The sequence below is a fragment of the Pseudomonas acericola (SeqCode) genome (assembly GCF_053456465.1).
The window spans coordinates 100,176-124,947 of the sequence record NZ_JBRFJB010000009.1 but is presented as its reverse complement, the minus strand read 5'-3'; the positions used below and the strand labels follow the sequence as shown (position 1 = coordinate 124,947).

Genomic DNA, 24,772 nt, shown 5'->3' with positions numbered 1-24,772 from the left:
CAGCCGGATCAGGGCGTGCACTCGCTGACCTCGGCGGCCAGCAGGTAACCACCGCCCCAGATGGTGCGCAGCAGGTCCGGCGTGGCATCGCCCTGGGCCAGCTTGCGCCGCAGGCGGCTGACCTGGCGGTCGATGGCGCGGTCGCTGACGTCGCTGTCGGCGGCGGCGGTCAGGTCGATCAGGCGTTCGCGGGGCAGCAGGCGGTTGGGGTGGTCGAGGAACACTTGCAGCAGGCGGCTTTCGGCGGTGCTCAGTTGAATCGCCGGGGTGTCTGCGCGCGTCAACATCGCGCTGGCAGCGCTGAAATGCCAGCCGGCGAACTGGTACGCGCGAGCGCCACTGGTGGGGGCGACGGGCCCGGTATTGCGGCCTTGGCGGCGCAGCACGCTGTTGATGCGTGCCACCAGTTCACGCGGTTCGAAGGGCTTGGTGACGTAATCGTCGGCGCCCAGGTCGAGGCCGCGAATGCGGTCGGCGGCGGTGTCGCGGGCGGTCAGCAGGATCACCGGGGTATTGCTGCGCCGATGCAACTGGTTGCACAACTCAAAGCCATCGCCGTCCGGCAGCAACACGTCGAGCACCACCACATCGAACGCCTGGCTCTTGAGCAACTGCCACATGCCGGCCGCGTCTTCGGCGGTGCGCACTTCAAAGGTGTGGCGGCGCAGATAGGTGGCCAGCGGTTCGCGGATTTTGCGGTGGTCATCCACCACCAGCACGCGCGGTGCGACAGTTGCTGCGGCAAACGGCATTGCAGCCCTCGGTGGGTTGAGCGGGAGAGGGCGGATATTACTACGAGTCATTATCATTAACGCGGATTTGTCGTGAGGTGCCGGTATGTCGTTCCATCAGTAGAACGATCAAGGCCGTTTTTGCCGTCTAGCGCATTATTGTTGTCGGATTTAAGGTGTATCCACTTTGGAGGATCACCATGAAAAAACTCATCGGCATCTACACCAGTCCACGCGGCCATTGGGTCGGCGACGGTTTCCCGGTGCGCACCCTGTTTTCCTACGACAATCTGGGCAAACACATCAGCCCATTTTTGCTGCTGGACCACGCTGGCCCGGCAGATTTCACCCCCACCGAGGAGCGTCGCGGCGTAGGCCAACACCCCCATCGTGGGTTTGAAACCGTGACCATCGTCTACGACGGCGAAGTCGAACACCGCGACTCCACCGGCGCCGGCGGCGTCATCGGCCCTGGCGACGTGCAATGGATGACCGCTGCCCGGGGCATCATCCACGAAGAATTCCACTCCGAAGCCTTCGCCCGCAAAGGCGGCGCGCTGGAGATGGTGCAACTGTGGGTCAACCTGCCAGCCAAGGACAAAATGGCCGATGCCGGTTATCAGACCATCGTTGACGGCGATATTCCCGTGCTGCCGCTGGCCAACGCTGCCGGGCAACTGCGCCTGATTGCCGGTGAATTTGCCGGCACCCAAGGCCCGGCGCGGACCTTTACGCCAATCGACGTGTGGGACCTGCGCCTCAACGCCGGCAAACCCGTGACCCTGGACCTGCACGCCGGGCGCAACACCGCCCTGGTGATCCTGCGCGGCACGGTGTTGGTCAACGGCGAGGAAGTCGCGCGCCAAGGGCAACTGGTGTTGTTTGAGCGCGATGGCAGCCAGATCAGCCTGGAAGCCAACGACGATGCCAAGGTGCTGTTGCTCAGCGGCGAGCCGATCGATGAGCCGATCGTGGGGCACGGGCCGTTTGTGATGAATACCGAGCAGGAAATTCATCAGGCGTTTGAGGACTTCCATTCGGGCCGGTTTGGCCAGATGCACGATTAACCGCCCACCGCCAAACCCCTGTGGGAGCTGGCTTGCCTGCGATAGCATCACCCCGGTGTCACTGACATACCGAGGTGCCCGCATCGCAGGCAAGCCAGCTCCCACATTTCGTTTTCCAGCGTTGCCATTTCATGCGATCTTCAGCGCATTCGCCCTGGAGTCGCCTGGATGCCGTCATTTATCTCCGATCACCCGATGTTCTGCGCCCTGGCGCTGATCTTCATCGACATCGCCGTCTGGCGCCTGATCTCCGCCAACCTCGCCAACTGGAAGCTCGCCGCGCGCCTGTTGATCTTCGCGGTGTTCAGCGCCGTGCTGTTCAACGATGGCATGAACCCCATGCAAGTCGCGCCGTATGCCGACAACACCGCCTTGCACCTGGCCGCCACGGCCTTGCAGATTGGCTGGTGGCTGTTCGCGGCGCGTACGCTGACGGTGTTGCTCGGCGCGGTGATGATGCAGCGGGTCGGGCACACCGGGCGGTTGTTGCAGGATTTGCTCGGTGCGGTGATTTTCCTGATTGCGATCATTGCAGCGTTGGCCTACGTGCTCGACCTGCCGGTCAAGGGCGTGCTGGCGACGTCGGGCGCGGTGGCAATCATCGTCGGCCTGGCGTTGCAAAGCACCTTGAGCGATGTGTTCTCGGGGATTGTGCTCAACACCACCAAGCCGTACCAGCTGGATGACTGGATTTCCATCGACGGTACCGAGGGCCGGGTCACCGACATCGACTGGCGTGCCACGCGCCTGCAAACCTCCCAGGGCAGCATGGCGGTGATTCCCAACTCGCTGGCGGCCAAGGCCAAGATCATCAACTTTTCGCGCCCGGCGGATATGTTCGGCCTGGCGGTCAGCCTGCAAGTCAGCCCCCATGCGCGCCCGCAGATCGTCATCGAGGCACTGGAGCGGGCGATGCAAGGCTGCCGGCCGCTGCTGGCCACGCCGGCGCCCAGCGTCGCGTTCAAGACCAGTGCCAGTGGTGGCGTGGAGTACGAGATCAGCGGCTTTGTCCCGGCCATGGCCCTCAAGCGCGAAGTGCGCAACCAGCTTTACGACTTGGCCTTCCGCCATCTGCAAGCGGCGGGTGTGAGCCTGTTGTCGGCCACCGAAGGCAGCACGCCGTCAGCGATGTCCGCCGCCCGCGCGCTGCTGGAGCGCTCGCCGATTTTCTCCACCTTGCGCCAGGAAGAAAAAGACACCTTCAGCCAGAACATGACCCTGCATACCTACCGCACCGGCGAGATGATCTTGCCGGCGGGGGAGGTCAGCGATCATTTGTTTATCGTCGAGACCGGCGTGGTCTCGGTGATGCTGATCAAGGACGGCCACACGTTCGAGGCCGGGCGCATGGGGCCGGGCGAGGTGATTGGCGAGGCGGGCATTCTCGCCGACAAGGCGGCGCTGGCGGACTTTTTGGCGAAGACCTTTTGCACGCTGTACCGCATCGAAAAGGAATACCTCAAGCCGTGCCTGGACGCGCGACACGATATTGGCGAGGCAATGAAGGCGTTGCTGGATTTCCGTCTGCATGCGGCGCAGGTGCTGACTCAGGAAGCGCCGGTGGTGCCGGTGAAGAAGGGCTTTTTGCAGTGGTTGCGCAAGCGCGGCCTGTAGTGCGATTGGTCACCTGTTCTTAGGCCGAATTGGATATTCCTCCCGAGCGGTACGGTGACTAATCTAGCCACCAATCCCCACCGTTCTGGAGTTCCACCATGCAAACCCGTACCGATTTCTACACCGCTTCCCCAGACGCGATGAAAGCCATGATGGCCCTGGAAACCGCCGTCGGCAAACTGTCCATCGAGCTGCCGCTGCTGGAGTTGGTGCGCCTGCGTGTGTCGCAGATCAACGGCTGCGCGTTCTGCCTCGACATGCACACCGCCGATGCCCGCAAGGGCGGCGAAACCGAGCGCCGCCTGTACACCGTGTCGGCCTGGCGTGAAACGCCGTTCTTCACCCCGCGTGAGCGTGCGGCACTGGCCTGGGCCGAAAGTCTGACCCTGATCAGCCACACCCACGCCCCGGACGAAGACTTCAACGCCCTGGCCGAGCAGTTCAGCGCCAAGGAACAGATCGACCTGAGCGTGGCCATCGCCACCATCAACAGCTGGAACCGCCTGGCGGTGGGTTTCCGCAAGATGCCTAAATAACACCGCTGTAGCTGTCGCTGAGGATGTGGCGAGGGAGCTTGCTCCCGCTGGAGTGCGCAGCGCTCCCAAGATTTTGGGGCCGCTACGCAGCCCAGCGGGAGCAAGCTCCCTCGCCACAGGTTTTGCGTCAGAAGTTGACTGAGGCACTCAGGCGCGCCGTCAGCGGCGCGCCCTGGAACAGATAGTCATCGCCCATGTACTCGCCCGCGTCGCGCCAGTAGCGCTTGTCGAACAGGTTGTCGACGCTCAGGCGGAACACCGTTTCATAGCCGTCCACCTTGGTGGTGTAGCGGCTGCCCACATTCACCACCGCGTAATCCCCTACCTCAACGGTGCCGTCGCGATTGGCCGATTTCTTCGCGCTGTATTGCACGCCGCCCAGCACCGCCAGACCGTTGACCCACGGCAACGCATAGTCCGCATACACACTGGCGCGCAGCTTGGGCACGTTGATCGCCTGGTGGCCTTCGTATTGCGGTGTGCCGCTGCCGGTGACCCGTGCACGAATGGCGGCGACGCTGGTTGCGATCTGCAAGCGCTCGGTGGCCCAGCCATTGGCTGACAGTTCCAGGCCGGTGTTCTTTTGCTCACCTTGTTGCACGTAGTTGAACAGGCCCGTGCCGTCGGGCTTGGCGTATTGGTAGGCCTGGCGGGTCTGGAACACGGCGGCGGCGAAGCTGATGCGGCGCCAGTCGTATTTCACCCCAGCTTCGATTTGGCGGGAGGTGGTGGGGGCGAGGGTTTCGCCGTCGTTGGTGGTTGTCCACGGTGCTTCACCGCCAAGGGACAGGCCCTTGCTGTAGCTGGTGTACAGCGACACGTTTTCCACGGGTTTGTAGATCAACGACGCCTGGGGCAGGAATTGGTATTTCTGGGTGTGGCGCTCCTGATCGCCATTCTTATCGAAGGCCTTTTCATCCAGACGTACTTCGCGCCCGCCGATGATGGTCTGCCATTGCTCGTTGAAGCGGATGCGGTCGGTGACGAACAGGCCGTATTGGCGGCTGTCGAGACGACGGTGCTTGTCGTTCAGCGGCACGTCGGTGGGCGTGAAGGTCGGCGCGTCGGTGTTGATATTGGAACTGCCGATGTACTCGTTGACCGACTTGCGTTTATCGATCACGCGGCGGAAGGCGCTGGTGCCGAAGGTCAGCTCATGACCCAGGCCAGCGGTGTCGAACAACCCGGTCATCGCCGCCTGCACTTCGTCGTCACGGCGCGTGTCATCGGGGCTGCGGTAGTCGTAGATGTCGTAGTCGCCCGTGGGGCCGAAGGTGGCGAGGCCGCAATCGGTTACGTAGAAGCAGCCGTAGGCAAACGAACTGTAATCGTCAATTACCACCTTGCTACGCGCCGCACTCACGCTGCCTTTCCACTGATCACTGAAACGGTACTCAAACTTGCCGTTGAGGTTCAGCGAATCAATCCCCACCTGCCTGGACCCACTCTGATGCCCCAGCAGTTTCTTCGGCGAAGCGTCGTGGGGCACCTCGGTGCCGCCCAGTAGCTGATAACCCGGCACCGAGCGCTGTTGCTTGTCCTGGTATTCGGCGTCCAGTTGCAGCACGGCGTCGGGGCTGATGTTCCAGTCGAAGGCCAGGGATAGGAAATCGCGCTGGCCGTTGGCGTGTTCGACGTAGGAGTTCAAATCTTCATGGGCGACGTTGGCGCGCAGGCCGAACTGTTTTTCGCTGCCAAACCAGCCGCCGACGTCGGTGGCGATATAACCGCTGCCACGGTCATCGGTGGCCACCGTCACCGAACGCACGTCTTCCGGGCGCTTGGTCACGTAGTTGATCACGCCGCTGGGCTCGGAAATCCCGCTCTGCAAGCCGGCGAGGCCTTTGAGCACTTCCACCTGCTGCTTGTTTTCCAGGGCGACGTTCTGCTCGCCGGTGATGGTGCGTCCGTTGATCTTGTAGCTGCTCGCCGCATTCAGCGAGAACCCGCGCACCACGAAGTTTTCGTAGTAGCCGATGGGCGCATAGCTGTCGCCCACCGAGGCATCGTTGCGCAGCAGTTCGCTGAGCAGGCGCGCTTGCTGGTCCTTGATCAGCGCGGCATTGAGCACGGTGATCGAGGCGGGGGTGTCCAGCAGCGGCGCTTCGTCGAAGCCACCCACCGACGCGGTTTGGCTGCGCAGGCCGGACTCATCCTGGCCTTGGACTTTCACCGCTGGCAGTTCCAGCTCAGCCGCAAAGCTGCTGCCAATACTGCCGCTCAGCAGCAGGCCAAGGGCGAAACGTGAAGTGACAACGGGACGAAAACGCAAAACCATGGGGGCAGGGCCTTAAAGCGCAGGGCGGGGGGCGCATAAGCTAGGCATAAGTGCGCGGTTTTACAAGTTTTCGAGAATGGTTCGCGGCTTGAGACGCCCCGTCTCAGCCCTCACGCCAATCCTGTTGCGCCTCGACAGCCATGGCAGGGACCTGCGATAGACAAGGCTTCCCTCATCGATTGCAGGAGAGTGTCATGGCTATTGCTGGAAAAGTTGCGCTGGTCACCGGCGCCGGGCAGGGCATCGGCCGGGCCATTGCGTTGCGTCTGGCACAGGACGGTGCCGACATCGCCCTGGTGGACATCAATGGCGCCAAGCTCGAAGCCGTGGCGGCCGAAGTGGTCGGGCTGGGCCGCAAGGCGTCGGTGTTCGTCGCCGATGTGTCCAAGCTGGAGCAAGTGGTGGCCGCCGTTGAACATGCACACCAGACCCTTGGCGGCTTTGACATCATCGTCAACAACGCCGGGGTGGCGCAGATCGATTCACTGTTGGACGTGAGCCCGGAGCAAGTCGAGCGCACCCTGGGCATCAACGTGCAGGGCGTGCTGTGGGGCATCCAGGCCGCCGGCAAGAAGTTCAAGGCGCTCAAGCAAAAGGGCAAGATCATCAACGCCTGCTCCATCGCCGGCCATGAAGGTTTTGCGCTGCTCGGCGTGTACTCGGCCACCAAGTTTGCCGTGCGCGCGCTGACCCAGGCCGCGGCCAAGGAATTGGCGAGCGCGGGGATCACGGTGAATGCATATTGCCCGGGTGTGGTCGGCACCGATATGTGGGTCGAGATCGACAAGCGCATGGCCGAGATTACCGGTGCTGAAATTGGCGCGACGTACAAAAAGTACGTGGATGGCATTGCGTTGGGCCGCGCGGAGACGCCGGAGGATGTGGCGGGGTTGGTGTCGTTCCTGGCGGGGCCGGATGCGGATTACATGACCGGGCAGGCGCCGTTGATCGATGGTGGCCTGGTCTACCGCTGATAAGGCAGGGTCTACTCGGTCTAATGTGGGAGCTGGCTTGCCTGCGATAGCGGAGGGTCAGTTTGCCCATTTGGCCCTGATACACCGCCATCGCAGGCAAGCCAGCTCCCACATTTTGAGCCCATTGTGTCAGGTGGTTTTGTTGGGCATGTGGATGCCCAGTTGGTTGACCCGACGATAGAGGGTGGCCCTGGATATGCCCAGCGCCTGCGCCGTCGGCAAAGGCTTCCAGCGATGGCGAATCAACGCGTCCAGGACTATCTGCCTTTCGGGGCTCACGCTCTCTTCAACCAACGCTTCTATCTGCTCCCCACGCACCTCCACCGGCAAATCCGCCACCTGCAGCGTATCGCCCTCACACACCGCGCAGGCATACGCCAGCACATGCCGCAGTTGCCGCACATTCCCCGGCCAGGCATAGCCCAGCAGCAACTCCAGCGCAGCCTGGCCGATGCCCACTGCAACCCCGCTGTTGCGTGCTTCCTGCTCCAGCAAGCGGTTGATCAACGCCAGCTTGTCAGTGCGCTCGCGCAACGGCGGCAGGCAGAAGCGTGCACAGCCAAGGCGAAAGTACAGGTCTTCACGAAAGCGGCCTTCACCGACCAACACCGCCAGATCCCGGTGGCTGGCGCAGATCACCTGGATCTCCACCGCACGGGTCTTCGCCGCGCCCAGTGGGGCCACTTCGCCCTCGGCCATCACCCGCAGCAGGCGCGTCTGCAAGGCCAGCGGCATGTCGCCGATTTCATCAAGGAACAAGGTGCCGCCATCGGCCTGTACCAGCAGGCCCGGCATGCCTTTGCTGGAGGCGCCGGTAAAGGCGCCGGCGACATAGCCGAACAGCTCGCTTTCAATCAGGTTCTCAGGGATCGCCGCGCAGTTCACCGCCACAAACGGCCCGGTGCGACGGGCGCTGCGCTCATGCAGTTGGCGGGCGAACACTTCCTTGCCCGCGCCGGTTTCGCCCTGCACCAGCACCGGCAGGTTGCGGTCCTTGACCCGCACGGCCAGGCGCAGGTGTTCTTCCACCCGCGCATCGACCTGCGGCGCCAGCGCGCTGCGTGCCGGTGTGCGGCGGGGCGCGTTGACGCGTGCGTGCAAGGCGCCGGGCTGTCCCAGCCAGTGCAATTGCTGGGCGGATTGATCGGTCACCGCGCGCAATGCGTCGAGGTCGAACACTTCGCCGATATGCGCCGGCACCTGGCCAAAGCGCAGGCGCAGGGCCTGGCGCGCCTTGCTGTTCAAGGCATGCAAGCGGCCGTCGCGGTCCCAGGCCAGCAGCAGGTCGGGTTGGCTGTCGACGAAGCCCGGCGTGCTGTGGGCCTGCAACACCCAGTGCTCGCGGGCGCTGTGCATGAAGAAGGCGTTTTCGATGGCTTCGGCACTTTGCGCCACCAGCTGGCGTACCAGGTGCTGGCTGCGTCGGTCGTCCGGGGATTGCAGCGCCGAGGCGTCCATCACCCCGAGCAGGTTGCCCTGGGGGTCGAAGATCGGCGCGGCGGAGCAGGTCAGGCCGATGAACGCGGCGCGAAAGTGGTCGCGCTTGTGCACGGTCACGGCGGCTTTGCTGGTGAGCACCGTGGCCACGCCGCAGGTGCCTTCTTCGGCTTCCGACCAGCAGGTGCCGAGGTACAGGCCGGCCTTGCGGCAGTCGGTGCGGATCGCGGTGTCTACGCGGTGGTCGATGGTCTGGCCCTGGGCGTCGGTGAGCATCACGCAGTAATCGGCGTGGCGCACGCGATGGTGCAGTTGGCCGACCGCTTCACCGGCGATGCGCATGAACAGCTCGGCGCGCTCGCGGCATTCCTTGAGCAAGGGTTCGCTGAGGATGCGTGGCCCCTGCAAGGAGCCGGGGTCCAGGTGATGTTGTTCCATGGAACGCCGCCACGAATCGAAAATCAGCGACGGCACCGGCGCCTGGGGCAGGCGGTCGGCGTTGCGGACCACGCGACTGACGCAGTCGACGTGTTCCCTGGAGTTCGCGGCGAGCATAAGGCCTCCGGTTCTCGATCTTTGTTGTTATGCCCGCCATTAAGCGCGCATGGGGCGCGTGGGACAAGCGCGGCCTGACCAACTGCCCGGGCTGAGACGCCGCGTCTCATCGCGCCTGAGACGCGGCCTGCGCCGTGCAATCCGGCGTCTCATTCTGCGATGCTGTGCCGCACCACTACAACTGCTCTGGATCAAGGCTTTGCCAGGTTTTTCCGGGCCTTGGCACAGGCTGTGCTGAAGGCCCTGTAGCTGAACACGATCAGCCTTTTGTGTGTCGAGACAACCTGGAGAACAACAAGATGTCCACTCACCTGTCCACCGATCAATTGCTGCATGCCTACACCGTGATGCGCACCATCCGTGATTTTGAAGAACGCCTGCACGTGGAATTCGCCACCGGCGAGATCCCCGGTTTTGTGCACCTGTACGCCGGCCAGGAAGCCAGCGCCGCCGGGGTCATGGCCCACCTCAACGATGAAGATTGCATCGCCTCCAACCACCGTGGCCACGGCCATTGCATCGCCAAGGGCGTGGATGTGTTCGGCATGATGGCCGAGATCTACGGCAAGAAAACCGGCGTATGCGGCGGCAAGGGCGGCTCCATGCACATCGCCGACCAGGAGAAGGGCATGCTCGGCGCCAACGGCATCGTCGGTGCCGGCGCACCGCTGGCGGCCGGCGCGGCGCTGGCGTCCAAGCTCAAGGGCAGCCAGGGCGTGGCCGTGGCGTTTTTTGGCGACGGTGGCTCCAACGAAGGCGCGGTGTTTGAAGCGATGAACCTGGCCGCGATCATGAAGTTGCCGTGCCTGTTCGTCGCCGAAAACAACGGTTATGCCGAAGCCACCGGTTCCGGCTGGTCGGTGGCGTGCAAGGACATCGCCGAGCGCGCCGTGGGCTTTGGCATGCCGGGGGTGATCGTCGATGGCAATGACTTCTTCGCGGTGCACGCCGCCCTCGGCGTTGCCGTCGAGCGTGCGCGCACAGGCCAGGGGCCGACGTTGGTGGAGGTGAAATTGAGCCGCTTCTACGGCCACTTCGAAGGCGATGCGCAAACCTATCGTGGCCCTGATGAAGTGAAAAACCTGCGGGAAAGCGCCGACTGCCTGGCGCTGTTCCGCCAGCGTTGCAGCGCCGAAGGCTGGTTGGACGCAGCGCAATTCGAACGTATCGACAGCGAGGTCGCGCAGTTGATCGAAGACGCCGTGCGCCGCGCCAAGTCCGATCCCAAGCCGCAAGCCGCCGACCTGCTCAGCGATGTCTACGTCGCCTATCCCTAATAAAAACAACATTTGGAGAGAATCTTATGGCTCGCAAAATCAGCTACCAGCAGGCAATCAACGAAGCCCTGGCCCAGGAAATGCGCCGTGACCAGAGCGTGTTCATCATCGGCCAGGACGTCAGCGGCGGCACCGGCGCTCCCGGTGAACAGGACGCCTGGGGCGGTGTGCTCGGCGTGACCAAGGGCTTGTACCCGCAGTTCCCCGACCGCGTGCTGGACGCGCCGTTGTCCGAGGTCGGTTACGTCGGCATGGCCGTAGGCGCGGCCACCCGGGGCATGCGCCCGGTGTGTGAATTGATGTTCGTCGATTTTATCGGCTGCTGCCTCGACCAACTGCTCAACCAGGCGGCCAAGTTCCGCTACATGTTCGGCGGCAAGACCACCACGCCGCTGGTGATCCGCGCCATGTACGGCGCCGGCCTGCGTGCGGCGGCTCAGCACTCGCAGATGCTCACCTCGATGTGGACGCACATCCCCGGCCTCAAGGTGGTGTGCCCGGCCACGCCCTATGACGCCAAGGGCATGCTGATCCAGGCGATCCGCGACAACGATCCGGTGATCTTCCTTGAGCACAAGATGCTCTACAGCTTGCAAGGTGAAGTCCCGGAAGAGCTGTACACCGTGCCCTTCGGCGAAGCTAACTTTGTGCGCGAAGGCCAGGACGTGACCCTGGTGACCTACGGGCGCATGGTGCATATCGCCCTGGAAGCCGCGGCCAACCTGGCGCGCCAGGGCATCGATTGCGAAGTGCTGGACCTGCGCACCACCAGCCCGCTGGACGTCGACAGCATCCTCGAAAGCGTGGAGAAAACCGGGCGACTGGTGGTGATCGACGAGTCCAACCCACGCTGTTCCATCGCCACCGATATCAGCGCATTGGTGGCCCAGCAGGCGTTCTCCTCCCTGCGTGCGCCGATTGAAATGGTCACCGCGCCGCACACGCCGGTGCCGTTTTCCGATGCGCTGGAAGACCTGTACATCCCCAACGCCGCGAAGATCGAGGCCGCCGTGCTGAAGATCGCCGACAAGAGGAACGCCGCATGATCCATACCCTGACCATGCCCAAATGGGGGCTGTCGATGACCGAAGGGCGCATCGATATCTGGCTCAAGCAACCCGGCGACCGGGTGGAGAAGGGCGAGGAAGTGCTGGATGTGGAGACCGACAAGATTTCCAGCAGCGTGGAAGCGCCGTTCAGTGGCGTGCTGCGCCGCGTCCTGGCGCTGAGCGATGAGACCTTGCCGGTGGGCGCGTTGTTGGGGATTGTCGTCGAAGGCGAGGCCACGGACGCTGAGATTGACGCGGTGATCGAAAGCTTCAACGCCGGGTTTGTCGCCAGTGCGGCCGAGGCCGAAGCGTCTGGGCCGAGTGCGCAGAAAGTCGAGATCGCCGGGCGTCTGCTGCGTTATCTCGACCTCGGCGAGGGCGGCACGCCGCTGGTGCTGGTGCATGGCTTTGGCGGCGACCTGAACAACTGGCTGTTCAACCAACCGGCGCTGGCTGCCGAGCGGCGGGTGATCGCCCTGGATCTGCCGGGGCATGGCGAGTCGGGCAAGCAGCTGCACAGCGGTGATGCGGGCGAGCTGAGTCAGGCGGTATTGGATTTGCTCGATCATCTGAAGGTGGACCGCGTGCACCTGGCGGGGCATTCCATGGGCGGGCTGGTGTCGCTGACCGTTGCCGACCAGTCCCCCGCCCGCGTCGCCTCGCTGACCCTGATTGCCAGCGCTGGGCTCGGCGCGGACATCAACGGCGATTACCTGCAAGGGTTTGCCGAGGCCAGCAATCGCAACGCCCTCAAGCCGCAACTGACGCAACTGTTCAGCGACCCCGCATTGGTGACGCGGCAGATGCTGGAGGACATGCTCAAGTTCAAGCGTCTGGAGGGCGTGGATCAGGCGTTGCGCCAGCTCAACGGCGTGCTGTTTGCGGGCGGGCGGCAGAACGTGGATTTGCGCCATGTGGTGGGGCGTCAGCCGAGCCTGGTGATCTGGGGCAGTGATGATGCAATCATCCCGGTGCGGCATGCGCAGGGGCTGGAGGCGCAGGTGGAGGTGCTGCCGGGGCAGGGGCATATGGTGCAGTTGGAGGCGGCGGAGCAGGTGAACCAGCTTATGGCCACCTTCCTCAAATCCCAAGCCTGATCGGGATCTAACTGTGGGAACTGGCTTATGTGGGAGCTGGCTTGCCTGCGATAGCGGTGTATCAGTGCCAAATGAGCAAGCTGACCCGCCGCTATCGCAGGCAAGCCAGCTCCCACAGTTTTTGACCGCGTTTTAACCATGGCGCTTTAGGGTTTCACTGGGCAGCTCTTTGAACAGCGCCCGGTAGCTGTTCGAAAACCGCCCCAGATGCCAAAACGACCAGTTCATCGCCACCTCGGCCACCGTTGTATCGGCGCCGCTCAACAACTCCCGCCGCGCCCCATTCAACCGGCGCAACCTCAACCACTGCGCCGGGCTCATCCCGGTGTAGGTCTTGAAGCCTTGCTGCAACTGGCGCAACGGCACGCCGGCGATCTGCGCCAGTTCCAGCAGGTTGACGGTCTCGTCCGGCACGTCCGCCGCCCATTCACCGATGCGTGCCATCAAACGGCGTTCTTCACTGCGTTTTTGCAATGAGCTGCGGTCCAGGCCCACGCAGGCGTTGTCGAGGATAAACAGGCAGTCGTCGAGCAGTTGCCGGGTGAGGCTGACGGGGTCGATCACGGTGGGCAGGCGCGTCAGCGTGCCACTGAGCCAGCGGGTGAACAGCGCATTTTGCTGACTGTTCAGCGGGGCCATGAACAGGCCTTCCAGCTTCGCCACATCCAGGCCATGGCGCTGTACGAACTGCGGGCCGAACACCACGGCCACTTCGCGGTAGTTTTCCGGGGTGATCCAGGTGTTGCGGCTTTCGCCGTTGAGCAGGTACAGCGCGTTATCGCTGCCGTCGAAGCAGAACGCCAACGAGCCCGGCGGTGCGTTGAAATGCTGCTCCACTCGCGTGTTCATGCACTCTTCGTACACCTCCACGCCTTGCAGGTCGAGGTAGCGGATCTGCCCGGCAAAATGCCCCGGGGACATCTGCTGGTACTGCTGCACCCAACCGGGCGTGGCACTGCATTGGGCGGTCACATCACCGGTGGTGAAGGCCTGGACGCGAGAGGCGGTTGCCTGGGTCATGGGAGATCCGTGCGCACTCTATTGGTGCGCTGTGGTTCGTGCAAAGTGGATAGATGCGGTTCGAAGGCCGGCCCAAGATAGACCTCAATGCGCTGGCAATACAAGCCGGGCAACCACGCCGAGGTCTTTATGAACGCCCCCTTCGATCAGCTGTCCGCTTGGCTGAAAGAACACAAGATTACCGAAGTCGAATGCGTGATCAGTGATTTGACTGGCATCGCACGCGGCAAGATTGCGCCCACCAACAAGTTCCTGCATGAGCGCGGCATGCGCCTGCCGGAAAGTGTGCTGCTGCAAACGGTGACCGGGGATTTTGTCGACGACGAGATCTACTACGACCTGCTCGACCCGGCCGATATCGACATGGTCTGCCGCCCGGTGGCCAACGCGACTTATGTGGTGCCGTGGGCCATCGAGCCTACCGCGATTGTGATCCACGATACCTTCGACAAGCAGGGCAACCCCATCGAGCTGTCGCCGCGCAACGTGCTGAAGAAAGTCCTCCAGCTCTACACCGAGCAGGGCTGGCAGCCGATTGTCGCGCCGGAAATGGAGTTCTACCTGACCCAGCGTTGTGAAGACCCGGACCTGCCGCTGAAAACCCCGGTGGGCCGCTCCGGCCGTGCGGAAACCGGACGCCAGTCATTTTCCATCGACGCCGCCAACGAATTCGACCCGCTGTTCGAAGACGTCTATGACTGGTGCGAAGCCCAGGGCCTGGACCTCGATACGCTGATCCACGAAGACGGCCCGGCGCAGATGGAAATCAACTTCCGCCACGGCGACGCCCTCGACCTGGCGGACCAGATCACCGTATTCAAGCGCACCCTGCGTGAAGCGGCGCTTAAGCACAACGTCGCGGCGACCTTTATGGCCAAACCGGTCGCCGATGAGCCCGGCAGCGCCATGCACCTGCACCAGAGCGTGGTGGACATCGCTACGGGCAAACCGGTGTTTGTCGACGCCGAGGGCAAGATGAGCGAGCTGTTCCTTCACCACATCGGTGGCCTGCAAAAGTACATTCCCAAGCTGCTGCCGATGTTCGCGCCCAACGTCAACTCGTTCCGCCGCTTCCTCCCGGACACTTCGGCACCGGTCAACGTCGAGTGGGGCGAAGAAAATCGCACCGTCGGCCTGCGCGTGCCCACCTCCAGCCCCGATGCGATGCGCGTGGAAAACCGCCTGCCGGGCGCGGATGCCAATCCGTACCTGGCAATTGCCGCTAGTCTGCTGTGTGGCTACCTGGGGATGATCGAGAAGATCGAACCGAGCGCGCCGGTGGAGGGCCGCGCCTACGAGCGGCGCAACCTGCGCCTGCCGATCACCATTGAGGACGCCCTGGCGCGCATGGAGGAATGCGCCACGGTCAGGCACTACCTGGGCGACAAGTTTGTGCGCGGCTACGTCGCGGTCAAGCGCGCCGAGCATGAGAATTTCAAGCGGGTGATCAGTTCCTGGGAGCGCGAGTTCCTGCTGTTGAGCGTCTAAAAAATCCATAAAAGGGGTGTCGATATGCGTCTTGTGAACAAACTTCTCCCGTTGGCCCTGGTGGCCGCCTTCAGCAGCACCAGCCAGGCGGCCCCGACGGTCAGCATCTACAACTGGACGGACTATATCGGCGAAACCACCTTGGCCGACTTCCAGGCCAAGACCGGGATCAAGCCGATCTATGACGTGTTCGACTCCAATGAAACCCTGGAGGGCAAGCTGCTCGCCGGGCGCACCGGGTATGACGTGGTGGTGCCGTCCAACCACTTCCTCGCGCGCCAGGTGAAGGCCGGCGCGTTCCTCAAGCTGGACCGCGCGCAGTTGCCCAACTTCAAGAACCTCGACCCCAAATTGCTGGCGCTGCTGGAGAAAAACGACCCGGGCAATGCGCATTCGGTGCCGTACCTGTGGGGCACCAACGGCATCGGCTACAACGTCGACAAGGTCAAGCAGGTGCTGGGCATCGACCATATCGACTCGTGGGCAGTGCTGTTCGAACCGGAGAACATCAAGAAGCTCAACCAGTGCGGCGTGGCCTTCCTTGATTCGGCCGATGAGCTGTTCCCGGCGATCCTCAACTACATGGGCAAGGACCCGCGCAGCGAGAACGCCGAGGACTACAAACAGGCCGAGGCCAAGCTGCTGACGCTGCGCCCGTACATTACCTACTTCCATTCCTCCAAATACATCTCGGACCTGGCCAACGGTGATATCTGCGTGGCCTTCGGTTATTCCGGCGATGTGTTCCAGGCGGCCAACCGTGCCAAGGAAGCCAAGAACGGGGTGAACATTGCGTACTCGATCCCCAAGGAAGGTTCCAACCTGTGGTTTGACCTGCTGGCCATTCCTGCCGACGCGAGCAACCCGAAACAAGCCCACGCCTTCATCAACTACCTGCTCGACCCTGAGGTGATCGCCAAGGTCAGCGCCTCGGTGGGCTACGCCAACGCCAACCCGGCGGCCAAGGCCTTTATGGACCCGGAACTGGTGAACAACCCCGAGGTGTATCCGTCCCAGGAGGTGCTCGACAAACTCTATATTTCCACCACGCCGACCCCGGCGACCATGCGCCTGATGACCCGCGCCTGGAGCAAAGTGAAGACCAATAAATGATGCAGCCCAGTGACCACGCCCAGTCGTACTACCGCGCTTCGGCGAATGCCATGCCCGAGCGCCCGGCGTTGGGCGGCGACCTGAGCGCCGATGTGTGCGTGATCGGCGGTGGTTTCACCGGCGTGAACACCGCCATCGAACTGGCCCAGCGCGGGCTTTCGGTGGTCCTGCTGGAGGCCCGGCGCATCGGCTGGGGCGCCAGCGGGCGCAATGGCGGGCAGTTGATTCGTGGCATCGGCCACGATGTGTCGGGGTTCGCCAAGTATGTGGGCGAGGAGGGCGTGCGTTACCTGGAGCGTGCCGGGATCGAGTCGGTGGCGCTGGTGGGGGAGCGTATCCGCGAGCATGGCATCGACTGCGATTTGCGCTGGGGTTTTTGCGAGCTGGCGAATACGTCGGCGCAATTCGCTGCGTTCAAGGGGGAACAGGAGCATTTGGCGGCGATGGGATATGCCCATGAAACCCGCCTCGTCGGCGCGAAGGATATGCCGCAGATCGTGGGTTCGACGGTGTATGCCGGGGGCTTGGTGGACATGGGCTCCGGGCATCTGCACCCGTTGAATCTGGTGTTGGGCGAGGCGCAGGTGGCCGAATCCCTTGGGGTGCGAATTTTCGAGCAGACCGAAGTGCTGGAACTGATCCACGGCGACACGGTGCACGTGCGCTGCGCCGGTGGCACGGTGCGCGCCAACAGCCTGGTATTGGCCTGCAATGCGCACCTCGAAGAATTGGAACCCCGCCTGAGCGGCAAGGTGCTGCCAGCGGGCAGCTATATCATCGCCACCGAGCCGTTATCCGAAGCATTGGCGAATGAGCTGATCCCGCAGAACCTGGCGTTGTGCGACCAGAAAGTCGGCCTGGATTACTACCGCCTGTCCGCCGACCGCCGCCTGTTGTTTGGCGGCGCCTGTCATTATTCAGGGCGTGATCCGGCCGACATCGCCGCGTATATGCAGCCGAAAATGCTCAAGGTGTTCCCGCAATTGGCAGGCACCGCCATCGACTTCCAGTGGGGCGGCAAGATCGGCATCACCGCCAACCGTTTCCCTCAGGTGGGGCGCTTGCAGCAGTACCCCAACGTGTTCTACGCCCAGGGTTACTCGGGCCACGGCTTGAACGTGACCCACTGGTGCGCACGTCTGCTGGCCGAGGCGATTCATGCCGGCCACAGCCAGGGCCTGGATATTTTCAGCCAGGTGCCACACATGACATTTCCCGGCGGCAAGGCCTTGCGTTCGCCACTGCTGGCATTGGGGATGTTGTGGTATCGGTTGCGGGAGTTGATGCATTGAGGCGCCGGGCGTGGCAGGCTGGGCGACGTTTTCCTACGACTTCTGGAGATTTAACGTGCCAACAGCATCCGCAGTAATTGAAATCCCGGTATCCGCTGACAAGGTCTGGGCGTTGGTCGGTGGCTTCAACGATCTGCCGAAATGGCTGCCGCTGATCGCCAAGAGCGAGCCGAGCGAAGGCGGGCGCCTGCGTCACCTGACGACCGCCGACGGTGCCGCGATCGTGGAGCGTTTGCAGACCTTTGACAACGTGGCGCGTACCTACAGCTACACCATTGAGCAATCACCGTTTCCGGTGAGTGCCTACCTGGCGACGTTGCAGGTTGAAGCGTTGACGGATGCGTCGGCGAAGGTGACGTGGTCGGGTGTGTTCACGCCGGTGGAAGGTGTGACGGATGCGGCGGTGGAAGAGTTGTTTGCCGGTGTCTACAAAGGTGGGGTTGAGGCGCTGCGGGCCAATTTCCCGGCCTGATTTGACACACGGCACATCCAATGTGGGAGCTGGCTTGCCTGCGATGGCGGTGGGTCAGCCAGCTCTAGTTGACTGACACGCCGCCATCGCGGGCAAGCCCGCTCCCACAGGGTTTTGTGGTGTTTGGACTACTCGGGCATCAGCTGCTGCCGGCACTCCAGCACCAACCGCGCACCGCCGCTCGCGCTGCTGCCCACTTCCAGCTTGAACCCGTGCAAGTTGATGATCGCCGCGACAATCGACAATCCCAAGCCAAACCCGCCTTGCTGGTCGCTTTCATCCACGCGATAGAAGCGCTGGAACACCGCGTTGCGTTCGGCAATCGGGATGCCCGGCCCCGAGTCGTGCACTTCGATGCGCGTGCTGCCGGCGTCGTTCACGGCGCGCAGGATCACTTCGCCGCCCGCCGGGGAGAACTTGATCGAGTTGCTCAGCAGGTTGGCCAGGGCTTCGAACAGCAGGGCGCGGTCGCCGGTGATCCACGGCAGGGAGTCCGGTGTTTCGAGCACCAGCTGCAGCTCGCCTTCTTCGGCCAGCGGCAGGTAGAAGTCATGCAGTTCGCGCAGCAGTGGCAGCGGGTCCATCACCAAAAAGCCCGAGCGACGCTGGTGGTCTTCCAGTTCCGAAATGCGCAATAGCCCGCGGAAACGCGCCATCAGCGTGTCGGTTTCGGCAATCGCATCATCCAGTTTTACCGCAAAGCCGGAGTCTTCTTCCGCCTCTTGCCTGATGCGGTACAACTGCGCCCTCAAGCGGGTCAGCGGCGTGCGCAGGTCGTGGGCGATGTTGTCGCACACACCCTTGACCTCGTTCATCAGCTTTTCGATGCGGTCGAGCATGGCGTTGACGATGGCCGCGAGCATGTCCAGTTCGTCACGCCGATTCGACAGTGGCAGGCGGTGGGTCAGATCGCCGGCGACGATGGCCTCGGCGCTGGCTTGAATGCCGCGAATGCGCCGCAGCGGGCGGCGGCGCAACAGGTGCCAGCCAGCGGCGCCGGGGATGATGGTCAACGACAGCGCCCACAGCAGCGCATGCCAGATGATCCGGGTCACGCCAAACAGCGAACCGTTGGCACGCACCAGCACCAGCCAGCGGCCGTCGTCGGTGTGGGTGGCCACGGCGTCGCAGCTGTCCTTGGGCAATTTGGGGTCGTCGGAGTCGACACAATTGGCCAGGGCGTGGATCTTGCCGTCCAGCGGCAGGTCGGGCGGCACGGCACGGATCGGCCCGCTCAGCGGGTTGAATTGCTCGTCGAACAAACCGTAGGCGTCCACGCCCTTCATGTCGAAGGTCATGCTGGTGGTCAGCGCTTCCACCAATTCCTCGCCGTCGAAGCGCTGGAACAGGTGCTGGCGCTGCATCAGGGAATGGCGCGAGAGGTCGCCGAGGTAACCGGACACCTCGTAATACAGCACCCCCATGAGGATGCAGCTCCAGGCCACGAACAGCGAACTGTACAGCGCCAGCAAGCGGCTGCTGGAAGAACGCCAGCCCTTAGAGGGGTTCAGCAATGACATAACCGGAACCTCGTACCGTGCGGATCAGCGGCGTGAGGCCCGGTGGATCGATTTTTTTGCGCAGGCGACCGATGTGCACGTCGATCAGGTTGGTGCCGGGGTCGAAGTGATAACCCCAGACCTCCTCGAAGATCATCATGCGCGAGAGGATCTGCCCGGTGTTGCGCATCAGGAATTCCAGCAGCTTGTATTCGGTGGGCAACAGGCTCAGCGGCTGCTCGGCGCGGCTGGCTTCGCGGCTGATCAGGTTGAGTTCGAGGTCGGCCACGCGCAGGGCGGTCTCGAATTCCTTGACCGTGCTTTTGCGCCGCAGCAGCACTTCGACGCGGGCGGCCATTTCATCGGAAGCGAAGGGTTTGGTCAGGTAGTCGTCACCACCGGCGCGCAGGCCGCGCACGCGTTCGTCCACATCGGAGAGGGCGCTGATCATCAGGATCGGTGTCGATACGCCGATGGTGCGCAAGGTGGTGACGATGGCCAGTCCATCGAGTTCCGGCAGCATGCGGTCGAGGGTGATCAGGTCGTAATCGCCGCTCACGGCGCGGACCAGGCCTTCGCGGCCGTTGTCTACCCAATCTACGTCCAGTCCATGGCTACTCAGCTCGGCGACAATCTCGCGGGCTGTTACGGCATCATCCTCGATGGTCAAAATGCGGGTCATAGGATTACCTGGTGAGCGATTCACACTAGAAGTGGGGGCATTTTGCCAAGAAATGCCTGAACGCTTCCTAAATTAAACTTCATGTTGGCAAAACCACCACAAGTTTGTGCCACGCCGCCGATCCCCTGTGGGAGCAGGCAAGCCAGCTCCCACAGGTTTTGAGTTCGGCTGGAGGTTGCATAACGCCTGCCCGGAAGAGGCGGTTCTTGCAAGTTGCATGGTTCTAGGAAGTTCAAGTTATTTAACTTGTTGAAAATATTGAATATTTAATTTTCAGGCGACTGGCACGTCGCCTGCACTGTCCCTCCCGAGACATGTAACACCATTTTTCCTGCCGGGAGCAAAACAACAATGATCACATCCTCATCCACGCTGCAAGAATCGAGCTCGCGCTCCGGGGTTTCCTGGGGCGCGATCTTTGCCGGGGCCGCTGCTGCGGCGGCGTTGTCCCTGATCCTCGTACTGCTGGGCTTCGGCCTGGGCTTTTCGGCGGTGTCGCCGTGGGCCAACAGCGGTATCAGCGCCAAGGGACTGGGCATTTCCACCATCATTTGGCTGGCCTTTACCCAGATCGTCGCCTCGGGCCTGGGCGGTTACATCGCCGGCCGTTTGCGGGTGAAGTGGGCCAATATGCATGGCGATGAGGTGTACTTTCGCGATACCGCCCATGGCTTCCTGTCCTGGGCCATCGCCACGCTGGTGGCAGCAACCCTGATCGTCGGCTCTGTGAGCAGTGTCGTCGGCGGTGGCGTGAAAGCCGGTGCCAGCGTGGTCTCGGGCATGTCTCAGGCCGTCGGCACAGCGGTGAAGGGCGACGACTTCGGTTACTACGTCGACAGCCTGTTCCGCGATGACCGCCCGGTTGCCGTCAGTGATGACGCCGCTCACGGCGTGGTTGCACGCATCTTCGCGCGCACCCTGAGCAACGATGGCCAGCTTGCCGCCGAGGATCGCGCCTACCTGGCCCAGTTGATCAGCCAGCGCACCAACCTCAGCCAGGCGGATGCCGAGGCGCGTATCGACAAGGTGTATGGCGACGCACGTAAAGCGGTGGAAGACGCCAAGCTCAAAGCCAAGCAGGCCGCTGATACCGCCGCGAAAGTGGCAGCCTACACGTCGTTGTGGACCTTCATTGCCCTGCTGATCGGCGCGTTCTTTGCCAGCTTCGCTGCCACCTACGGCGGTCGTCGCCGGGATGCAGTGGTGTATGTCGAAACCGAACATTTTGTCCGTTAACTCAAGGAGAACATCATGCGCTCGATACTGCTTTTTTTCCTCGGTGTACCTATCCCGGTCATCATCCTGATTGCCATCTTCATGCACTAAACCTGAGCCAGGCTCGATCCCCCTGTGGGAGCGGGCTTGCTCACGAAGGCGGTCTGTCAGTGACTTATCAGTTGACTGGCACACCGCCTTCGCGGGCAAGTCGAGTCGTCGCACCGCCGCTCCCACATTGGGTTTTGCGCAGGGTCAGCCAACTGAACACCAGTAGTGCAGTCGCCAAAGCGGTCATGATCACTAACGGCTTGGATGTACCATCGGACAACAACCCCGTCGCCCAACTGCTCAACGCCGTCAAAAACATCTGGGTAAAAAAGAACAACCCCGACGCGGTCCCCGCAATCGCGCCGTAAGGCTGCAACACCGCCAGCTGACAGGCTGGAATCACCATGCCCACCGACACCATGATCACCACCATCGGCAACACGATCGCCAGCCACTCCCCCGGCAACACGGCGGTCGCCGCCGCGAGCAGCATGCTGCCCAGCACATTCAACGCGATGGCCCCGGCGATCAAACGGTCGGCTTCGAACCGCAGCACCAGCCGGCGGAACAGGTTCGCGCCCAGCATGTAGCCGCTGATGGTCGCCGCAAATACCAGCGCATAGGCCGTGGCAGACAAGCCATAGCCCCGCTGCAACAACGCCGACGACTCAGCAATAAACGGAAAATAGGTGCTGTACACGCAGCCAATGGCCAGGGAATAGCGCAGGAAATAACGGTCGCGCAGAAGCTGCCCGTAAATGTGCAACAGATTACTCGGCGGCGCGGTGGCGACGGCTGGCGGACGGGTCTCGGGCAGCCGGCGAAACACCACCAGGCACAGCACGGCGCCAATCACTCCCAGCAGCACAAACAGGCCGCGCCAGTTGATCAACGGCAACATCAGGCTGCCCAGCACCGGCGCGGCCATGGGCGAGACGGCCATGGCCATGGAGATCAGCCCCAATAAACGCGCCTGTTCGTGGCGGTCGAAATGGTCACGCACGATCACGCGCCCGATCACCGTGGTGCAGCAACCGCCAAGGGCCTGGAACAAGCGGGCGATGATCAGCACCGTGAGGCTGTCAGCCAGGGCACAAGCCACGGTCGCGACGATATACAGCAACAGCCCGGCCAGCAGCACCGGGCGGCGGCCGAAGTGGTCGGTGAGCGGGCCGGCCACCAGCAGGGAAATCGCCGAACCGAGGGTGTACAGGGTCAGGGTCAGTTGCAGTTGGCTGTCGCTGCTGTGGAAGTAGTCGGCCATGGCCGGCAGGGCGGGCAGGTGCATGTCCAGGGTGATGCGCGGCAGGGCGATCAGGACGGTCAGCAGCACCAGCCAGAACCCGGTGGAAAGGGCGCGTTGGGTCATGGGAAGTTTCTTCGCAAGGAGTAGGACTCAAACTCTAGCGGCATTGTGGTTTAATCATTAGAGCCACTTAATGCTGAACGGACTGGACCACTATGAGCCGCGGAAAAGCAGCATCAGCCCTCGACCTGCCGCGCCCCGATAGCCTGGACGCCGGGAAGCAGCAGGGCGCCTACGACGCCCTGCGCGCGGCCATCCTCAATCGGCAGTTGCCGGCCGGCAGTCGCTTGCCGTCCACCCGCAGCCTGGCGCAGCGTTGGCTGGTGTCCCGGGGCACCTTGGAAGCGGCGTTTGATCGGCTGCACAGCGAAGGTTATGTGCAGCGGTTGGCCGGCTCGGGCACGCGGGTGTGTGCGGTGATTCCCGAGCAATTTATTGCGGCACCCATGGCGAGCGCCGTGCCGCGCCGCGAGGTTGTGCCTGATCAACCGGACGCAGGCGTGCAAAGCCATGTGCCCTTTGTCGCACGGCGCCCGGATGCCAGCCTGTTCGATTTGAAGAACTGGGCCCGCTGTATTGCCCGAGGCTTGCAGTCGGTAGGGCCGGGTGTGCTCGAAGCGGCGCATCCAGCAGGCCTGCCCGAGCTGCGCGCACAGATCGCGGACTACCTGCGCAGCTATCGTGGCATGCAGTGCGAGGCGGATGAAGTGATTGTCACCAGTGGCATCCGCCACGCCCTCGACCTGATTGCGCGCACGGTGCTCAAGCCGGGTGACACCACGTGTGTGGAAGACCCCGGTTATCTGCCGGCGCGACGTTTGTTCGGTATGGCGGGTGCGCAGGTGCACAGTATTCCCGTCACCGCCGACGGTCTCGACGTCGACCAACTCCCTGATACGGCACGCCTGGCCTACGTCACGCCGGCGCACCAGGCGCCGCTGGGCATGACCCTGTCGGTATCACGGCGCCTCGCGCTGCTGGACTGGGCCGCCCGCGCCGATGCCTGGGTGGTCGAGGACGACTACGACAGCGAATACAACTACAACGCCGCGCCGCTGGCGGCGCTCAAGTCCCTGGACAGCGGCGACCGGGTGATCTACTGCGGAAGCTTCAACAAAAACCTGTTCCCAGGGCTGCGCGTGGGCTTCATGGTGGTGCCCAAGGTGCTGCGCCGCTCGCTGCTGCGCACATTGCAACTCACCGGGCATTCGGTGGGGGCCACGGACCAGTTGGGGCTGGTGGAGTTTCTGCGCAGCGGCGCCTTCGTGCGCCACCTGCGCACTTCGCGCCAGGCCTATCAGACGCGCCGCGATGCCTTGCTCGCGTGCCTGCCTGATTGCACGGTCAGCGGCCAGCAGGCGGGTCTGCACTGTGTGTTGTGGTTGCCGCCTGGCGTTGCAGAAGAGGATTTGTGCCAGCGCGCCGCTGCCGTCGGGTTGACGTTGCAGCCGTTGGGCAAGTTCTGCACGCATGTGCGCCTGCCCGCAGCGGTGATCATCGGCTATACCGCGTTGACCCTGGCGCAGATCCGTTATCACGGGCAAGTGCTCGCACAATTGTTAATAGCGGCTTAACCCGTGCCTGGCTAGACTCGCGCCCCATGAGCCGCCTTCTGCGTTTAGTCCTGGTCTTGTTGTTAAGCCTCACGCTTCCCCTGGCCGGGATGGCGGGTGTGCCGTCGAGCAGCGAACCTTGCCCGATGAAAATCGCGGACATGCAGATGATGGGCGACATGTCGCCCGATTGCTGCCAGGACGGCGTTGATCACGGCAAGGCCTGCAAACCCGGGCAAGAATGCAAGACCGGCGGCGTGTTGCAGCTGGCGGTGCCACTGCTCAAGGCGCCGATGCCCCTGGCACATTCCTTGGCCGTCAACGGCGCTGCTGCCTTTATCCCCGACCGCACGCCGTCCGGCGTCTGGCGCCCGCCCCGGGGCTGATTCCTGTTGCACCTGAAGCCTCATCCCGCCTCCGGGATGGCCTTGCTGTGGGCCGCTTGAAGCGGCGCGCAGCGCAACAG

At 63.1% G+C, this 24,772-nt stretch carries 21 protein-coding genes; 14 read left to right on the top strand and 7 right to left on the bottom strand.

Features of this window, described 5'->3' with window-relative positions:
- Positions 1-8 precede the first annotated feature (8 nt).
- Positions 9-752 (bottom strand): response regulator, encoded by a 744-nt coding sequence (locus ACU688_RS24945; RefSeq protein WP_448186773.1) that lies wholly within the window; start codon positions 750-752, stop codon positions 9-11.
- 179 nt (positions 753-931) lie between these two features.
- On the opposite strand from ACU688_RS24945, the gene ACU688_RS24940 reads away from it, so the two are divergent.
- The 3 genes from ACU688_RS24940 to ACU688_RS24930 all read left to right on the top strand — a co-directional run bounded on the left by ACU688_RS24940 (position 932) and on the right by ACU688_RS24930 (position 3,948).
- Positions 932-1,798 (top strand): pirin family protein, encoded by an 867-nt coding sequence (locus ACU688_RS24940; protein ID WP_448186772.1) that lies wholly within the window; start codon positions 932-934, stop codon positions 1,796-1,798.
- Between the two features lie 168 nt (positions 1,799-1,966).
- On the top strand, positions 1,967-3,412 hold the full coding sequence (locus ACU688_RS24935; RefSeq protein ID WP_448186771.1) for a mechanosensitive ion channel domain-containing protein: 1,446 nt from the start codon (positions 1,967-1,969) through the stop codon (positions 3,410-3,412).
- A 98-nt stretch (positions 3,413-3,510) separates the two neighbouring features.
- Entirely contained in the window at positions 3,511-3,948 is a 438-nt protein-coding gene (locus tag ACU688_RS24930) for a carboxymuconolactone decarboxylase family protein (RefSeq protein WP_017737301.1), read from the top strand.
- A 127-nt stretch (positions 3,949-4,075) separates the two neighbouring features.
- On the opposite strand, the gene ACU688_RS24925 is transcribed toward ACU688_RS24930, so the two are convergent.
- Positions 4,076-6,226, bottom strand: coding sequence for a TonB-dependent siderophore receptor (locus ACU688_RS24925; RefSeq protein ID WP_448186770.1), 2,151 nt, complete (start codon positions 6,224-6,226; stop codon positions 4,076-4,078).
- A gap of 194 nt (positions 6,227-6,420) precedes the next feature.
- Between ACU688_RS24925 and ACU688_RS24920 the strand changes: the two genes are divergently transcribed.
- Entirely contained in the window at positions 6,421-7,200 is a 780-nt protein-coding gene (locus tag ACU688_RS24920) for an acetoin reductase (RefSeq protein WP_448186769.1), read from the top strand.
- A gap of 129 nt (positions 7,201-7,329) precedes the next feature.
- Here the strand turns inward: ACU688_RS24920 and ACU688_RS24915 are convergent, their stop codons facing one another.
- On the bottom strand, positions 7,330-9,192 hold the full coding sequence (locus ACU688_RS24915) for a sigma-54-dependent Fis family transcriptional regulator (protein WP_448186768.1): 1,863 nt from the start codon (positions 9,190-9,192) through the stop codon (positions 7,330-7,332).
- A gap of 299 nt (positions 9,193-9,491) precedes the next feature.
- On the opposite strand from ACU688_RS24915, the gene ACU688_RS24910 reads away from it, so the two are divergent.
- From ACU688_RS24910 to ACU688_RS24900, 3 genes are read left to right on the top strand one after another with little or no spacing between them, the layout of a single operon-like run.
- Positions 9,492-10,469, top strand: a complete 978-nt coding sequence (locus ACU688_RS24910) for a thiamine pyrophosphate-dependent dehydrogenase E1 component subunit alpha (RefSeq protein WP_448186767.1) — start codon at positions 9,492-9,494, stop codon at positions 10,467-10,469.
- A gap of 26 nt (positions 10,470-10,495) precedes the next feature.
- Positions 10,496-11,515, top strand: coding sequence for an alpha-ketoacid dehydrogenase subunit beta (locus ACU688_RS24905; RefSeq protein ID WP_124526341.1), 1,020 nt, complete (start codon positions 10,496-10,498; stop codon positions 11,513-11,515).
- On the top strand, positions 11,512-12,615 hold the full coding sequence (locus ACU688_RS24900) for an acetoin dehydrogenase dihydrolipoyllysine-residue acetyltransferase subunit (protein ID WP_448186766.1): 1,104 nt from the start codon (positions 11,512-11,514) through the stop codon (positions 12,613-12,615). The genes ACU688_RS24905 and ACU688_RS24900 overlap by 4 nt, the downstream gene beginning before the upstream one ends.
- A gap of 132 nt (positions 12,616-12,747) precedes the next feature.
- Here the strand turns inward: ACU688_RS24900 and ACU688_RS24895 are convergent, their stop codons facing one another.
- Positions 12,748-13,635, bottom strand: coding sequence for a helix-turn-helix domain-containing protein (locus ACU688_RS24895; protein WP_448186765.1), 888 nt, complete (start codon positions 13,633-13,635; stop codon positions 12,748-12,750).
- Positions 13,636-13,764: 129 nt separating this feature from the next.
- Here ACU688_RS24895 and ACU688_RS24890 point away from each other — a divergent pair, with 129 nt between their 5' ends.
- From ACU688_RS24890 to ACU688_RS24875, 4 genes are read left to right on the top strand one after another with little or no spacing between them, the layout of a single operon-like run.
- On the top strand, positions 13,765-15,123 hold the full coding sequence (locus ACU688_RS24890) for a glutamine synthetase family protein (protein WP_448186801.1): 1,359 nt from the start codon (positions 13,765-13,767) through the stop codon (positions 15,121-15,123).
- Positions 15,124-15,147: 24 nt separating this feature from the next.
- The gene (locus ACU688_RS24885; protein WP_448186764.1) at positions 15,148-16,236 is read left to right on the top strand and encodes a polyamine ABC transporter substrate-binding protein; all 1,089 of its coding nucleotides are present in this window, start codon (positions 15,148-15,150) and stop codon (positions 16,234-16,236) included.
- Positions 16,233-17,528 carry an NAD(P)/FAD-dependent oxidoreductase gene (locus tag ACU688_RS24880; RefSeq protein ID WP_448186763.1) on the top strand — a complete coding sequence of 432 codons (1,296 nt, stop codon included), beginning with the start codon at positions 16,233-16,235 and terminating at the stop codon, positions 17,526-17,528. Before ACU688_RS24885 ends, ACU688_RS24880 begins: the two co-directional genes overlap by 4 nt.
- A 55-nt stretch (positions 17,529-17,583) precedes the next feature.
- The gene (locus tag ACU688_RS24875; protein ID WP_448186762.1) at positions 17,584-18,000 is read left to right on the top strand and encodes an SRPBCC family protein; all 417 of its coding nucleotides are present in this window, start codon (positions 17,584-17,586) and stop codon (positions 17,998-18,000) included.
- Positions 18,001-18,128: 128 nt separating this feature from the next.
- Here ACU688_RS24875 and ACU688_RS24870 read toward each other — a convergent pair whose 3' ends face one another.
- Together ACU688_RS24870 and ACU688_RS24865 are read right to left on the bottom strand one after the other, a co-directional pair.
- Entirely contained in the window at positions 18,129-19,520 is a 1,392-nt protein-coding gene (locus ACU688_RS24870) for a sensor histidine kinase (protein WP_448186761.1), read from the bottom strand.
- On the bottom strand, positions 19,498-20,181 hold the full coding sequence (locus ACU688_RS24865) for a response regulator transcription factor (RefSeq protein WP_003219726.1): 684 nt from the start codon (positions 20,179-20,181) through the stop codon (positions 19,498-19,500). The genes ACU688_RS24870 and ACU688_RS24865 overlap by 23 nt, the downstream gene beginning before the upstream one ends.
- 351 nt (positions 20,182-20,532) lie before the next feature.
- Between ACU688_RS24865 and ACU688_RS24860 the strand changes: the two genes are divergently transcribed.
- The gene (locus tag ACU688_RS24860) at positions 20,533-21,417 is read left to right on the top strand and encodes a hypothetical protein (protein ID WP_448186760.1); all 885 of its coding nucleotides are present in this window, start codon (positions 20,533-20,535) and stop codon (positions 21,415-21,417) included.
- 157 nt (positions 21,418-21,574) lie between these two features.
- Here the strand turns inward: ACU688_RS24860 and ACU688_RS24855 are convergent, their stop codons facing one another.
- Positions 21,575-22,816 (bottom strand): multidrug effflux MFS transporter, encoded by a 1,242-nt coding sequence (locus tag ACU688_RS24855; RefSeq protein WP_448186759.1) that lies wholly within the window; start codon positions 22,814-22,816, stop codon positions 21,575-21,577.
- A 92-nt stretch (positions 22,817-22,908) separates the two neighbouring features.
- Here ACU688_RS24855 and pdxR point away from each other — a divergent pair, with 92 nt between their 5' ends.
- Together pdxR and ACU688_RS24845 are read left to right on the top strand one after the other, a co-directional pair.
- Entirely contained in the window at positions 22,909-24,327 is a 1,419-nt protein-coding gene (pdxR, locus tag ACU688_RS24850) for a MocR-like pyridoxine biosynthesis transcription factor PdxR (protein WP_448186758.1), read from the top strand.
- Positions 24,328-24,353: 26 nt separating this feature from the next.
- Positions 24,354-24,692, top strand: coding sequence for a hypothetical protein (locus ACU688_RS24845; RefSeq protein WP_448186757.1), 339 nt, complete (start codon positions 24,354-24,356; stop codon positions 24,690-24,692).
- The last annotated feature ends 80 nt before the right edge of the window (positions 24,693-24,772 follow it).

Excerpts from the sequence above, each read along its gene's own strand:
- ACU688_RS24945 (WP_448186773.1), bottom strand. The coding sequence starts at position 752 with ATGCCGTTTGCCGCAGCAACTGTCGCACCGCGCGTGCTGGTGGTGGAT.
- ACU688_RS24940 (WP_448186772.1), top strand. The coding sequence starts at position 932 with ATGAAAAAACTCATCGGCATCTACACCAGTCCACGCGGCCATTGGGTC.
- ACU688_RS24935 (WP_448186771.1), top strand. The coding sequence starts at position 1,967 with ATGCCGTCATTTATCTCCGATCACCCGATGTTCTGCGCCCTGGCGCTG.
- ACU688_RS24930 (WP_017737301.1), top strand. The coding sequence starts at position 3,511 with ATGCAAACCCGTACCGATTTCTACACCGCTTCCCCAGACGCGATGAAA.
- ACU688_RS24925 (WP_448186770.1), bottom strand. The coding sequence starts at position 6,226 with ATGGTTTTGCGTTTTCGTCCCGTTGTCACTTCACGTTTCGCCCTTGGC.
- ACU688_RS24920 (WP_448186769.1), top strand. The coding sequence starts at position 6,421 with ATGGCTATTGCTGGAAAAGTTGCGCTGGTCACCGGCGCCGGGCAGGGC.
- ACU688_RS24915 (WP_448186768.1), bottom strand. The coding sequence starts at position 9,192 with ATGCTCGCCGCGAACTCCAGGGAACACGTCGACTGCGTCAGTCGCGTG.
- ACU688_RS24910 (WP_448186767.1), top strand. The coding sequence starts at position 9,492 with ATGTCCACTCACCTGTCCACCGATCAATTGCTGCATGCCTACACCGTG.
- ACU688_RS24905 (WP_124526341.1), top strand. The coding sequence starts at position 10,496 with ATGGCTCGCAAAATCAGCTACCAGCAGGCAATCAACGAAGCCCTGGCC.
- ACU688_RS24900 (WP_448186766.1), top strand. The coding sequence starts at position 11,512 with ATGATCCATACCCTGACCATGCCCAAATGGGGGCTGTCGATGACCGAA.
- ACU688_RS24895 (WP_448186765.1), bottom strand. The coding sequence starts at position 13,635 with ATGACCCAGGCAACCGCCTCTCGCGTCCAGGCCTTCACCACCGGTGAT.
- ACU688_RS24890 (WP_448186801.1), top strand. The coding sequence starts at position 13,765 with ATGAACGCCCCCTTCGATCAGCTGTCCGCTTGGCTGAAAGAACACAAG.
- ACU688_RS24885 (WP_448186764.1), top strand. The coding sequence starts at position 15,148 with ATGCGTCTTGTGAACAAACTTCTCCCGTTGGCCCTGGTGGCCGCCTTC.
- ACU688_RS24880 (WP_448186763.1), top strand. The coding sequence starts at position 16,233 with ATGATGCAGCCCAGTGACCACGCCCAGTCGTACTACCGCGCTTCGGCG.
- ACU688_RS24870 (WP_448186761.1), bottom strand. The coding sequence starts at position 19,520 with ATGTCATTGCTGAACCCCTCTAAGGGCTGGCGTTCTTCCAGCAGCCGC.
- ACU688_RS24865 (WP_003219726.1), bottom strand. The coding sequence starts at position 20,181 with ATGACCCGCATTTTGACCATCGAGGATGATGCCGTAACAGCCCGCGAG.
- ACU688_RS24860 (WP_448186760.1), top strand. The coding sequence starts at position 20,533 with ATGATCACATCCTCATCCACGCTGCAAGAATCGAGCTCGCGCTCCGGG.
- ACU688_RS24855 (WP_448186759.1), bottom strand. The coding sequence starts at position 22,816 with ATGACCCAACGCGCCCTTTCCACCGGGTTCTGGCTGGTGCTGCTGACC.
- pdxR (WP_448186758.1), top strand. The coding sequence starts at position 22,909 with ATGAGCCGCGGAAAAGCAGCATCAGCCCTCGACCTGCCGCGCCCCGAT.
- ACU688_RS24845 (WP_448186757.1), top strand. The coding sequence starts at position 24,354 with ATGAGCCGCCTTCTGCGTTTAGTCCTGGTCTTGTTGTTAAGCCTCACG.